The organism is Kribbella speibonae (assembly GCF_004331375.1).
Taxonomy (GTDB): domain Bacteria; phylum Actinomycetota; class Actinomycetes; order Propionibacteriales; family Kribbellaceae; genus Kribbella; species Kribbella sindirgiensis.
In genome coordinates this window covers 1-12306 of record NZ_SJKC01000009.1, presented here as the reverse complement: position 1 = coordinate 12306, position 12306 = coordinate 1, and the positions used below count along the sequence as shown (strand labels likewise).

11 protein-coding genes and 1 tRNA gene are annotated in these 12306 nt (G+C 69.0%); 5 read left to right on the top strand and 7 right to left on the bottom strand.

The genetic code is table 11. From position 1 onward, the window contains the following. Positions 1-8: 8 nt before the first annotated feature. Positions 9-863, top strand: a complete 855-nt coding sequence (locus E0H92_RS40945) for an MBL fold metallo-hydrolase (RefSeq protein WP_165550261.1) — start codon at positions 9-11, stop codon at positions 861-863. Here the strand turns inward: E0H92_RS40945 and E0H92_RS40940 are convergent. Beyond that, entirely contained in the window at positions 860-1978 is a 1119-nt protein-coding gene (locus E0H92_RS40940) for a serine hydrolase domain-containing protein (protein WP_131500107.1), read from the bottom strand. The genes E0H92_RS40945 and E0H92_RS40940 overlap by 4 nt on opposite strands. A 42-nt stretch (positions 1979-2020) precedes the next feature. Beyond that, positions 2021-5041: a PQQ-dependent sugar dehydrogenase gene (locus tag E0H92_RS40935; protein WP_131460512.1), complete on the bottom strand. Its 3021-nt coding sequence runs from the start codon at positions 5039-5041 to the stop codon at positions 2021-2023. Positions 5042-5212: 171 nt separating this feature from the next. On the opposite strand from E0H92_RS40935, the gene E0H92_RS40930 reads away from it, so the two are divergent. After that, entirely contained in the window at positions 5213-6112 is a 900-nt protein-coding gene (locus E0H92_RS40930) for a GIY-YIG nuclease family protein (protein ID WP_131500106.1), read from the top strand. Positions 6113-6131: 19 nt separating this feature from the next. Beyond that, complete coding sequence (locus E0H92_RS40925; RefSeq protein WP_131500105.1) at positions 6132-6731, top strand: SecDF P1 head subdomain-containing protein; 600 nt, start codon at positions 6132-6134, stop codon at positions 6729-6731. A 2-nt stretch (positions 6732-6733) separates the two neighbouring features. Here E0H92_RS40925 and E0H92_RS40920 read toward each other — a convergent pair whose 3' ends face one another. The 3 genes from E0H92_RS40920 to E0H92_RS40910 form a co-directional block, all read right to left on the bottom strand. Next, positions 6734-7474 carry a TrmH family RNA methyltransferase gene (locus E0H92_RS40920; RefSeq protein WP_131460509.1) on the bottom strand — a complete coding sequence of 247 codons (741 nt, stop codon included), beginning with the start codon at positions 7472-7474 and terminating at the stop codon, positions 6734-6736. 4 nt (positions 7475-7478) lie between these two features. Next, entirely contained in the window at positions 7479-7775 is a 297-nt protein-coding gene (locus tag E0H92_RS40915) for a DUF4287 domain-containing protein (RefSeq protein WP_131500104.1), read from the bottom strand. Positions 7776-7845: 70 nt separating this feature from the next. After that, positions 7846-9216: a pyridoxal phosphate-dependent decarboxylase family protein gene (locus E0H92_RS40910; RefSeq protein ID WP_131500103.1), complete on the bottom strand. Its 1371-nt coding sequence runs from the start codon at positions 9214-9216 to the stop codon at positions 7846-7848. Between the two features lie 46 nt (positions 9217-9262). On the opposite strand from E0H92_RS40910, the gene E0H92_RS40905 reads away from it, so the two are divergent. Continuing rightward, positions 9263-10468 carry an MFS transporter gene (locus tag E0H92_RS40905; protein ID WP_131500102.1) on the top strand — a complete coding sequence of 402 codons (1206 nt, stop codon included), beginning with the start codon at positions 9263-9265 and terminating at the stop codon, positions 10466-10468. On the opposite strand, the gene E0H92_RS40900 is transcribed toward E0H92_RS40905, so the two are convergent. Further along, positions 10398-11597, bottom strand: a complete 1200-nt coding sequence (locus tag E0H92_RS40900; RefSeq protein ID WP_238173817.1) for an MFS transporter — start codon at positions 11595-11597, stop codon at positions 10398-10400. The genes E0H92_RS40905 and E0H92_RS40900 overlap by 71 nt on opposite strands. Before the next feature lie 36 nt (positions 11598-11633). On the opposite strand from E0H92_RS40900, the gene E0H92_RS40895 reads away from it, so the two are divergent. Continuing rightward, a tRNA-Thr gene (locus E0H92_RS40895) sits at positions 11634-11706 on the top strand. Positions 11707-12056: 350 nt separating this feature from the next. On the opposite strand, the gene E0H92_RS44540 is transcribed toward E0H92_RS40895, so the two are convergent. Then, positions 12057-12306, bottom strand: a 250-nt coding sequence (locus tag E0H92_RS44540; protein WP_165550260.1) for a hypothetical protein, incomplete at its 5' end; no start/stop codon positions are given.

Below are 12306 nucleotides of genomic sequence, written 5' to 3'. Positions count from 1 at the left end.
GTGGGGTGATGATCTACAGGTTCTCGGTCGGGCGGTTGGAGTGTGTGGTGGTGAGCGACGGTCAGCCTGGGCCGCCGTTCGAGCCGCGGTTGGAGGACTTCTTCACGCCTGAGTCCGGCGTACCTGATGACGTACTGCGGGACGCGTGCCACGGCCGCTCGACGCTGACCTGTGGATACAACTGCCTGTTCGTGAGCACCCCGGACGGGACGGCGGTGATCGACACGGGGCTGGGGGCGAGCTTCCTCGGGTACGGCGAGTACATCGAGCCGCTCGTCGGACAACTGGACGGCGGCATGTCCTCCGCCGGACTGTCGCGGTCGGACCTGGCCGCGGTCGTGTTCACGCATCTCCACCAGGATCATTCACGCGGCGCGATCTGGTCGGGCGAGCTGACCTTCCCCGCGGCGACCGCGTTCGCGCATGCCTCGGAGGTCGCGTTCTGGTCCGGCGCCGTCGACCTCCCGTCGGCGCAGCCACACCTCGAGGCGGCTCGGGAAACGATCCGGCTGTTCGGCGAGAAGCTACAGCCGTTCGAGTACGACGCCGAGATCCTGCCCGGCGTCCAAGCCCTCTCCGCGCCCGGCCACACCCCGGGTCACTCCGCCATCCTCCTGCAGTCCCAGGGCGAACGCCTGCTCTGCGTCGGCGACACGTTCTATGACCCGCTCCAACTCACCAACCCGGCCTGGGCCACCCCGTGGGACCTCGACGCCCCGGCCTCGATCAGCACCCGCCGTCAACTCCTGTCCCGCGCCGCCGACGAACAGCTCCTGATCCACGCCTACCACCTCCCGTTCCCAGGCCTTGGCCACGTCCAACGCGACGGCGCCGCCTACACCTGGCACCCGCTGTCCAGTTAGAGGCAGGTGCGGAGGGCGGTGATCAGGCGGGTGGCGCGGGGATCGCCGTGGCCGAGCATCCGGTTGGCGGTGTAGGCGAAGGCGACACCGTACTCGTCGTCGCCGAACGCGAACTGCCCGCCCGCACCGTCGTTGCCGAAACTGCGTGGACCCAAGGTCGGCCGGAACGGGGAGTCCAGCAGGAATCCAGACCCCCAGCGAGCGCCGGCGTCGAACCCGAGGAACCCTGCACCGGAAGAGACCTCGCGCACCGCGTCATCGATCGTCTCCGGACTCAGCAGCCGCGGCGAGCCGTCGATCCCGGTGATCGCGGCGGCGTACACCCCGGCGAGCCCGCTCGCGGACGCGACCGCACCGGCTCCGGGCAGTTCCATCGCTAGTAGGTCGGGGTCGTTCCAGCCGTGCGGTACGTCGAGACCGGGGAACTCGAGCGCCCCGTTCATCGTCACGATCCGCATCAACAGGTGTTCGGGATCCAGCGCCGGCGGCCGCCCCTCGGCCTCCTCCAGCCGCGCGAGCGTGGGCAGTTCCGCGGCCGGTAGCCCGATCCAGGCCCGCAGCCCGAGCGGATCGCCGATGACGGTGCGGAAGTACGCCCCGGGCAGCTGCCCCGTGATCCGCCGTACCACTTCACCGAGTACGAACCCGAACACGTGCCCGTGATACTCGTACGCCGTCCCCGGCTCCCACAACGGCCTCTGCTCTTCGAGGGCCGCGATCACCGGCGTCCACGCCGCGATCTCGTCGAATGTCAACGTCTTGTCGAGCACCGGGATCCCGGCCCGGTGCCCGAGCACCATCCGGCACGTGATCGCCTCTTTGCCCTCAGCAACGAATGACGGCCAGTACGTACCGATCGGCGCATCCAGGTCGAGCCGCCCCTCCTGCGCCAGCAGGTGTACGACGACACTCACCAGCCCTTTCGCACAGGAGAACACCGGTACGACGGTGTCCCGCGCCCACGGCCGTCCCGGCGCCGCGTCCCCGTCCCAGAGCTCGACCACCTGCCGCCCGTCGACGTACACGCTGACGGCGGCTCCCAGCTCCGGAAACAAGGAGAAGTTCTCCGCGAAGGTGTCCGCGACCGCCCCGAACCCCTCATCCACCCAAGTCATGGGCACGACGATAGGCCTGGGACGGCCGGAACGACGATCGAATTACGGGAGCCCCCATTTCTGGTTGAGGGCGCTGTTGCAGGTGTTGAGGATCAGCTTGGTGCCGTTGGCGGACGATCCGCCGGTCGCGTCGAGGCAGAGGTTCGCCGCGGCGTTGACGAAGGCGCCGTTCGGTTGGGGGATCCAACGTTGACCGGGTGAGTCGTCGCAGGTCCACAACACCGCGGGCGTGTTGAGAGCGGTGGCACGCGCGGACAAGCACTTGCCCATCGTACGGATGGTGCCGTCGACCGTCGACGGTGTCCACTGCTGGTTGACGGAGCCCTTGCAGGTGTAGAGCGTCGTCGGCGTACCGTCCGCGGTCAACGCCTGGTAGACGTCGATGCACTTGCCGCCGATCCCGGTCGCGGGCCCGGTGTCCTGGAACACCCCGAACTCCCAGAACGAGTAGTAGCTCCCGGCAACAGCCCGCTTCGTCATGACGAGCCGGACGTACCGCGCGTAGTTCGCCGTGAACTTGATGTTGTCCGTCCCGCCGTCCCCGCCGACACTCGACGCCACCGTCTTCCAGGTGCGCCCGCTCCCGGACACCTGGATCTGGAAGGACTTCGCGTACGCCGTCGACAGCCAGTTCGTCATCACGCGATTGACGACCTGCACCGACCCCAGATCGACCTGGAACCACTGCGGATCCGACCGCGCGCTCGACCACGCCGTACTCATCGAACCATCCACGGCCTTGGACGCCTCACGCCCGGCCAGATAGACGCTGGAGGCAACAACCGGCCGGCCGCGGGCGAGGTTGCGTTTCAGGCCGAAGGCGGCCGTGTACGTCGTCGGCGTCGCCGGTGCGACGATGTTGTGGTCGCGTGCCCCGCCGTCGGACCACACGCCGAACCGGTACAGCAGGTTCGCCGCGTTCGGCGTCGGGTCCGTCGCCACCGAGACGCTCGAACCGATGATCGTCGTCACGCCGAGCGGACTCGCCCCGCTCTTGTCGGCGACCGTCACCGGCAAACCGGTCGGTGTCGTCGCGTACGTCGTCTTCACCGTCTTCGGGTCCAGCCGCACGCTCTTCGAGTCGGTCAGCCCCTGAGCGTCCCGCGCCGTCAGCTTCAGCTCCAGGTACGACGGATACTCATGATCCGGCGCCGTGAACGAGCCGCTCGCCACCCCGGTCAGCGAGGTGATCGTATGCGTGTGGCAATCGCTCGGGCAGTGGTGCATGATCAGCGACCACGTCAACGCGGACGGCGGCAAGGTACCTTGCTCGGGATCGGTCGCCGACCCGGAGAAGTTGATGGCATCGCCAACCTTCCAGGTCAGCGCCGGACCAGGTGACATGATCGTCGCGGTCGGCGCCGTGTTCGCGACATTGATCTGTGTGGTCGTCGTACTGGTCGTCTTCCCGTCGGACACCCGCAATCGCGCGGTCACGGTCCCTGTGGTGGTGTACGTGTGCTGCGCAGTCGCGGCCGTCGAGTCGTCGTACACGCCGTCACCGTCGAGATCCCACGCGTACGTGAGCGGATCGCCGTCGGCGTCGTTCGACGCGGTCCCGTCGAACGTCACCGTCAACGGCGTCGGTCCACTGGACGGGTCGGCCTGGATGACGGCGGTCGGCGGGTTGTTCGTGCCGTTGTAGACGTAGCGCAGGATCCGGCCGCCGTCGTAGTCGACCGTGAACAGATCGCCACCAGGACCTGTCTGCAGGCGCGTGGCGCCGTACCCGGACGCGAACAGCTGGATGTTCGCGGGATCCGGGAGGCCGTTGCTGCCCTTCATCATCGCCCACACGCACTTGCGGCTGTAGTCGCTGAAGAACAACGCCCCGTCGTACGCCGCCGGATAGTTGCCGCCCTTGTAGAACGAGAGGCCGGAGATGGACGAGCTGCCGCTGGTGCAGGTGTTGGCGATCTTGTCCGCGTGCCGGTAGGCGTAGTACGGCGCCGCTACCGCGGACGAGCCCGCGGCGTACAGGTTCTCGCAGATGTTCAGGTTCGCGCCGTCATACCCGGGCTGGCGGGCGGCGCCCTCGTAGCACGGCCAGCCGAAGTTGGTGACGCCCGCGGTCGGTACGACGATGCGGTTGATCTCCTCCCACGTCGAGTAGCCGACGTCGCCGATCCACAGCTCGTTCGTCCCGGGACGAAACGTGAACCGCATCGGGTTGCGCAGACCTTCGGCGACGATCCGGCGCGCGTTCAGGTCGGCGCTCTTGATCAAGGGGTTGTTCGGCGCGGCCTGCCCGGTGTCGGGGTCGATGCGGATGATCGAGCCGTCCAGCGTGGTCGGGTCGGCCGGTGTCCGCAGGTCCTGCGCACGCAGCGCGCCGCCCTCGGCGGTCGGTGGTGTGAGCGTCGCGCCGACCGGCGCCGGCCCGTCAGCACACGGATTGTCCGGCGTCAGATCGCTGGCGGGGAAGCTGTCCTGCCCGTAGTCGACGTAGTTGAAGCTGCCGCCGTCACCGCCGCCGGCGTACAGGAACCCGTCCGGGCCGAATTCGATCGAGCCGATCGAGTGGCTCGGATATTGCTGGCACCAGTCCTCGACGAGTACCTGCTCCGCGCCGTTCGCGTTCAGGACCGAGACCCGGGCGCTGACCTGACAGCCGTCAGCGGTCGGGCCGGGCGGCGACGGGCACGGGTCCGCGTCGGTGTCCGGCGTACCCCACTTCGGCGTCGGGCCGCCGATCAGGCCGTCGTGCGTGTACAGCACGTAGATCCGTGGATCCGTCGGGAAGTCCGGATGCAGCGCGAGGCCGAGAAGCCCGCGGTCCCAGTAGTTGTGCACCTCGGTCCGCAGGTCGGCGTACACGCTCGGCGCCGGATCGTCGAGCGAGTCGAAGACCTTGATCAGGCCGCTCTTCTCGGCGACGAACACCCGGCCGTCCGGCGAGAACGCGACGTTCGTCGGACTGTTCAGTCCGGTGAACACCACCTGCTCACCGAAACCGGTGGGCGTGACAGCAGCGCGTGCCGGCGTGATCGCGACCAGCGGCAGCAGCAGTACGACGCACAACGTGGACAGCGCGCAGCGCAGCCACCGGGCAGAAATCCTCACAAAGCCCCCCAGGCCAGAAATCCGGTACCCGGCCCCTCATAACCCCCTGCGGGCACTCGGACCGCGTCAGGATGACCTCCACCGGTGACGCGGCGCAAGACCCGGCCAGCATTCGTTTCAAACAATCCACCGCGTGGTCACTCCGCCGACCGGACCGGGCACACTGGGCTGATGATCCGCACTGTCCGGGAGCTGCCGACGGGCCCCGGTGTCTATCGTTTCCGGGACGAGGCCGGGAAGGTGCTGTACATCGGGCGGGCGCGCAATCTGCGGCGGCGCGTGCAGTCGTACTGGGTGAACCTCGGCGACCGTCCGCATCTGCGGCGGATGGTACGGCGGATCGCCCGCGTGGAAGGTGTCTGGTGCGACTCCGACCACGAAGCGGCATGGCTCGAACGCAATCTGCTCGAACAGTCCAAGCCGCGCTGGAACCGGATGGAGGGCGGCGCGGAGGTCGTCGGGTACATCCGGCTCGCCGACGGATCCAAGCCAGGCTTGCGTTTCTCGCACACGGCTGACGGCAGCGGGCCATGCTTCGGGCCCTATCTCGGTGGGCTGCGGATCCGGCAGGCGATCTCGGGGCTGCATCGCGTGCTGCCGCTGCAGTACACGGTCGCGGGGGACGGGTCGGCGGAGGAGTTCGGACGGTTGTTCGGGATCGGGCCGGCGGATCGGGAGGCGTTGGCGCGGACCGCGATCGCCGTGCTTTCTCGTGACCCGGCCGCGGTGGCGGCGTTGCGCGATGCCTTGGTCCTGCGGCGAGATCGGGCCGCGGGGGAGCTGCGGTACGAGTTCGCGGCCAAGGTGCAGGGCGAGATCGAGGCGCTCGAGTGGATCTGTTCCGAGCAGAAGGTGACTTGGCTCGAGCCGCGGGACGCGGACGTGTACGGGTGGGCGGACGGCGTACTCGTGCGGTTCGAGGTACGGGGCGGTCGGATGTCCACGTGGACGCAGCGCGCGGTGGGCGAGGCGACGGCGCGGTCGCGAGTGGCGGCGACGCCTGAGCTGTGGCAGCCATTCGCCCGGCGCAACGCCGAACTCGCCGCACGTCTGCTCAAGGTGACTTCCTGACTACCTAGCATGTTCTTCCATGACACAGCCGCCGGTCCTGCCGCCCGTTCCGCCGAAGCAGTCGCGGGGGCCGTTGCTCATCGTCGGCGGTCTGGTCCTGCTGCTCGTCGTTGTGATCGTCACCGGCCTCGTCCTGATCATGAATCGCGGTGACGGCAAACCGGCTGCTGTATCCGAATCGACCCCACCGGCCCGGACGAAACCTTCCGATCCCAAGGCCGTCGAGTTCCGCCGCGTGCTCACCTCGAAGCCCGGCCGCTGCGCGACCCCGTCGCCGGCCGGTACGGCGTGTGACGACCAGGGCAACCTCTACACACTGGGCAAGGTCGAGCTCGACGGCAGCAACGTGTCCGACGTGAAGGCCGGGTACGACCCGGCCCAGGGCACCTCCTGGTACGTGAACCTCACCCTCGACGCCGAGGGCGCCAAGCTCTTCGGCCAGCTGACCGGCAGCATCGCCAAGCAGCAGCCCCCGGCGAACCAGCTGGCGATCGTCATCCACGGCGAGGTGGCCGCCGCCCCGGCCGTCCAGTCCGAGATCACCGGCGGCCAGGTCCAGATCTCCGGCGGCTACACCCGCGCCACCGCCGAGGCCCTCGCCAAGAAGATCACCGGCTGATTTCAGCGGTTGGTGACCTCGAAAGCGACGACCGCGGCGGCGACGGCGACGTTCAGGGACTCGACGCCGGAGTGCAGGGGGATCTGCAGGTCGGAGTCGGTGGTGACCGTGATCCCGTTGGTCTCGCCGCCGAGTACGTAGACGGCGCGCGGGGCGAGCTCGGTTTTGAACAGCGAGTCCTGCGAACGCGCCGACAGCCCGTACACGTGGTACCCGGCGGTCCGCAGTACGTCGACCGCCGCCTTCGCCGTCGACGTGTTCACGATCGGCGCCTGGAACGCGACGCCGGCCGACGCCTTGATGACGAGCGGCCCGACGTGCGGCGTACCGGCCCGGGGGAGGATCACGCCGTCGAACCCGGCGCCGGTCGCGGTCCGCAGAATCATTCCGACGTTTCCGGGATTGGTCACGCCGTCGAGCAGGAAAACGTTGGTCGGCCGTTTTCCGCGGGCCCGCACGAACTCCTCCAGCGGGGTCATCCGGGGCGCGTCCACGTCCGCGACCACGCCCTGGTCGTGCTTACCGTTTCCGGCCAGCCACTTCACCCGGCTGGCGGTCGCCCGCTCGACCGGCGTCCCGTACCGCTCGGCCGCCCGCAGGATCTCCTGCATCGAGTGGCCGGTCGCGTTGTCGGCGAGCACGACCTTCGCCACCGACAGGCCCGGATCGTGCAGCGCCTCCAGCACGGGTTTGCGCCCGTAGACGGTGATCCACTTGTCACGAGGCGATTTCTTCGAATCCACCCGCCTACCGTAGCGCCGGGTTCGTTGCCTTACCGTCCAGCCAGAGCATGTTGCTCGGGTCCGCGTGCGGGCCGGTGCTGCCGACGTGCTTGTCGCTGATCTGCGCGCCGTTCTTGATCACCTGCACCAGCGCCATCCCGTGACCGCGGCCGAGGTCGTAGTCCGCCTTCAGCCAGTCGAGGATCGTGCCGGCCTTCACGTCGGCGGACCCGTACCCGTGCTGATGCGCCTCGTCGACCAGCTCCCGCGGGGTCTTTCCGGTCTTTTCCTCGATCTTGTCCAAGTACGCCTGGAACGACATCGTTTTCCTCCTGAGGTGGTGGTCGTACACCCCTGCGTCGGGCGGCTCGTGCGGAAATCGACACCGACGATCAGGAAACTTTCCGCAACACCGCGAGCACAGTTTCCGCCGAGCGGTCGATGTCGGCCGGCCCGGTGGTCCAGTTGGAGACCGAGATGCGCATCGCGGCCCGGCCCTGCCAGGTGGTGCCCGACATCCAGCAGGTGCCCTCGTCCTGGACCTCGGCGACCACACGCCGGGTGACCGCGTCGTCGTCCCCGAAGCGGACCAGGACCTGGTTGAGGACCACGTCGTTCAGCACCTGGACGTCGTTGGCCGCCAAGATGCCGGCGAACCGTTGCGCCATCGCGTGGCAGCGGTCGACGATCTCGGCGATCCCGGTACGGCCGAGCGCCCGAATCGCGGCGTACACCGGGATCCCTCGGGCCCGCCGCGAGAACTCCGGGTTGAAGTCGAGCGGGTCGCGTTCGCCGTTCTCGTCCTGGATCAGGTACGCGGCGCGGATCGACATCGCGGCGCGATGGGCCTCGGGATGGGCACACAGGACGAGGCCGGAGTCGTACGGCACGTTGAGCCACTTGTGCGCGTCGGTCGCCCACGAGTCGGCCAGCTCGATCCCGTCGACCAGCGGGCTCAGCTGCGAGCTGACCGCCGCCCAGAGGCCGAAGGCGGCGTCGACGTGGACCCAGGCCTGCTGCGCGAGCTCGCAGATCTCGGTTATGGGGTCAATTGCTCCGGTGTTCACGTTGCCGACCTGCGCACAGACGATCTGCGGGCCGTCGTCGTCCAGCGCCTCGGCGAGGGCGTCCGGGCGCATCCGGCCCTGGTCGTCGACCGCGATCGGCACGATGCAGCTCGTCCCCAGGCCCAGGAACCGCAGCGCCCGGTCGATGGTGTCGTGCCGCTCGGCCCCGGCCAGCACGCGGATCGGAGGCGCGCCGATCAGGCCGTCCCGTTCGACATCCCACCCGGCACGCCGCAGTACCTCGTGCCGCGCGGCCGCCAGCCCGGTGAAGTTCGCCATCTGCGCACCGGTCACGAAGCCCACCGACGTACCGCGCGGCAGCCCGAAGAGCTCGACCAGCCAGCCCGCGGTGATGTCCTCGACCACGGCGGCCGCCGGCGAGGCGGCGTACAGACCGGCGTTCTGGTCCCACGTCGTCGTGAGCCAGTCCGCGGCCAGCGCCGCCGGCGTGGCGCCGCCGAATACGAACCCGAAGAACCGGCCGCTCCCGCTCGGCAGCAGCCCGTCCTCGACCCCCTCCGCGAGCCGCGCCACCACCTCGCGCGGGTCCGTCGGCCCGCTCGGCAGCGGCCCGCCGAGCGTCTCGTGAAGTTCCTTGGAGCTCGCCCGCGGCCCGACCCGCCGCTCCGGAAGCCCTTTCAGGTACGCCGTCGCCCGCTCGTACGCCTCGCTGAGCGGCCCCTCCCAATCAACCATGCCTCTTTTGTACGCCTGCGGGGTCGGCTGGCCGTACAGTGCGCCCATGCAAATCCGGAGCCGGTGGTCGGCGATCGTCGGCTATTCCCTGGTCGGCGCGGCGACCCAGCTGGTCTGGCTGAACTTCGCGGGCGTCACCACCGTCGCCGCCTCCCGGTACGGCGTGTCCGAGAGCGCGATCGGGTGGCTCGCCCAGGTCTTCCCGCTGCTGTACGTCGTCCTCGCGATCCCGTGCGGCCTCGTGCTGGACCGCTGGTTCCGCGGCGGGCTGCTCGCGGGCGCCGTACTGACTGCTCTGGGCGCCGTGGTGCGGCTGATCGGCGACGACTTCGGCTGGCTGCTCGCGGGGCAGATCCTCGCCTCGATCGCACAGCCGCTGGTCCTGAACGCCGTCACCGGCATCTCCGGCCGCTACCTTTCCGAGAAGGATCGCCCGACAGGCATCGCCATCGGCACGGCCAGCATCTTCGCCGGCATCGTCATCGCCTTCCTCCTCTCCGCCGTCTTCACCACGTCCGCATCCATCCCCACCATGCTCACCCTCAGCGCCACCTTCTGCGTCCTTGCAGCCATCACCCTGGCCACCGCCCTCCGCACCAACGGCCCCTTCACCCCCGCCGCCACGCCCACCGACACCCCCGCCGCACACGACGGGCCTGACCGTGGTGCGTTGGCAGCCGCTTGGGGCGACCCTCTGATCCGTCGCCTGTGCGTGCTCGCGATCTTCCCGTTCGGCGTCTTCGTTGCCATGAGCACCTTCGCCCAGGCGCTCCTCGAACCGGCCGGCGTCAGCGGCGGCACCGCCAGCACGATCCTCCTGCTCCAGGTCATCGCCGGAGTCGCCGGCAGCGCGACCATCCCGATCCTCGTGGTCCGCCGCCGCGCCGAATCAAGCCTCCTCGTCATCAGTCTCACCGTCACCGCCGCAGCCTGCGTCCTCCTCGCCGTCGCCCCCGGCGCGGTCGTCGGCTTCGTCGCGATCACCGTCATCGGCCTGCTCCTCCTCCCGGCCCTCCCGATCGTGCTCGAACTCGTCGAGCGCCGTACCGGAGAAGCCGAAGGCACCGCAGCCGGTCTGATCTGGATGGCCGGCAACCTCGGCGGCCTGGTCGTCGCGGTCGTCGTCGGCCTGCTCGTCGATCACCCGCTCGCGGCGTTCCTCGTGATGGCCGCGATCGCGCTCATCGCGGTACCGGGGGCTCGCGCTCTTCGCGCCCCGATCGCTGCATTGCGATCGCAGTCGCAGCTGTAGCGATCAATCCACCCACGCCCGCGGTGACGAACGTCGTACGGGCGTCGGTGTGCTGGAGGAGCAGGCCGCCGAGCACGTACGAGATCCCGGCCGCGAGCCCGATCGCGCCGTACAGATTGCCGAACACGCGACTGCGCAGCTGCGGCGGTACGACGCGTTGCAGGTGGGTGTTGACGCCGACGTCGACGCCCGCGATCCCGAGCCCGCGGATCACCTGCAGCGCGAGCGCCGCCCAGATCGCCCACGCGAGACCGGTGACCAGGTTGCCCGCGCTGCTCACCGCGAAGCCGAGGAGGATGAGGATCGGCATCGTCAGGCGGCCCGCGTACCGCGCCAGGATCGCGAAGCCGACGATCAGTCCGATGCCCACCCCGGCGTACAACGTCGCCGACGCCGAATCGCTCCCGCGCAACTCGTCCTTCGCGAGGAACACCATCGCGACGTCGTCCACCCCATTGAACGCGACCGTGGCGAAGAACCCGATCCCGATGACGCGGATCTGGGCTGTTCTGAGGATGTACCCGAGCCCGTCGCGCGCGTCCTTCAACACACTGTGGCCCGTCGCCTCGGTCGGCGGGATCTTCGGCAACCTGGCGAGCAGCCCCGCGGACACGAAGAACGTCACCGCGTCGACCAGCAGAATCCCACGTACGTCGGTGACCAGGAACAACCCCGCCGCGACGATCGGCCCGACCGCCTCCAACCCGCTCGTCCCCGCCCCGAGCGCCGAGTTCGCCGCCTCGAGCTGATCGTCCCGCACCAACGCCGGCAGAGCGCTCCGCGAAGCCGCCAGAAACACCTGCGCCGCAACACTCCGGACCGCCACCATCACCAGCAAAACTTCGAGTGGCGGCAGGACGAGGGCCATGACGAGCGTCAGCGCACCCTGGACGAGGTCGCAAACCACCATCACCCGCCGGAGATCGAACCGGTCGCCCACCACCCCCGCGAACGCCCCGAACAACCCCGGCACAAAGTCCCCCGCCAGCAACAGCAACGCCACCGCGATCGCCGCCCCTGTAGACGCCTGCACATAAAGCAGCAACGCCACCAACCCCAGCGAGTCCCCCAAAACAGAAACCGCCCGAGCCCCCCAAAGCGCCCCAAACGCCCCCGACCCCCGCAGCACCCCCCACACAATCCACTAGTATGTATCCGCACACCGGCCGGTGTGGCGCAACTGGCAGCGCACCGCTCTTGTAAAGCGGGGGCTACGGGTTCGAATCCCGTCACCGGCTCTGTGATCTGGGAAGATAAGCGTCGACTTATCTTCCCAGGAGTTCGACTCGAGGTTTTGCGTCGGACTGCGCGTGACTTGTCGTCCGCCGCCGACTGGCGCCGGAGTCTCCTCCGAGAGTCGGCCGAACGGCCTCGGCCGCACCACACCTGGGTCGTCGAACTGCTGGATGGGACGTTTTCGGTCTGGTCATGGCCGCCCTGCAGACACAGGGCTCCGTCATGACCCGCGATCTACGCCCTAGCGGTCCGTCCAGATCACCAGGGTCGTGGCGACGGCCGCGGCTGCTCGCCGACAGGCAACCGGGCCGCTCGTCAGACATGTCGAGAATTGGTCGTGCGCTGTGGCCGCTTAGGGCTGGCTGTTGGCTTGGAGTGGGTGTTTCGGTACGGCGACGCGGATCTTCGCGGCTGTGGTTTCGGCCGGTACGGCGATGGTGCCGCGGGAGACCCACTCGGCGATGTTGGCGACCATGGTCGCGACCGTCTTCTGCGAGGCCGCATCGGGGGAGGGGACCGTCCAGTTCGACGGGCAGCGGCCGACGAGGAAGCAGCCGTACGCGAAGGTCGAGCCGTTCAGGACGCGGGCGCCCGACGGGGCG

Bases quoted from the DNA above. Each gene is read 5' to 3' on its own strand.
- E0H92_RS40945 (WP_165550261.1), top strand. From the start codon at position 9: ATGATCTACAGGTTCTCGGTCGGGCGGTTGGAGTGTGTGGTGGTGAGC.
- E0H92_RS40940 (WP_131500107.1), bottom strand. From the start codon at position 1,978: ATGACTTGGGTGGATGAGGGGTTCGGGGCGGTCGCGGACACCTTCGCG.
- E0H92_RS40930 (WP_131500106.1), top strand. From the start codon at position 5,213: ATGATCCGCACTGTCCGGGAGCTGCCGACGGGCCCCGGTGTCTATCGT.
- E0H92_RS40925 (WP_131500105.1), top strand. From the start codon at position 6,132: ATGACACAGCCGCCGGTCCTGCCGCCCGTTCCGCCGAAGCAGTCGCGG.
- E0H92_RS40915 (WP_131500104.1), bottom strand. From the start codon at position 7,775: ATGTCGTTCCAGGCGTACTTGGACAAGATCGAGGAAAAGACCGGAAAG.
- E0H92_RS40910 (WP_131500103.1), bottom strand. From the start codon at position 9,216: ATGGTTGATTGGGAGGGGCCGCTCAGCGAGGCGTACGAGCGGGCGACG.
- E0H92_RS40905 (WP_131500102.1), top strand. From the start codon at position 9,263: ATGCAAATCCGGAGCCGGTGGTCGGCGATCGTCGGCTATTCCCTGGTC.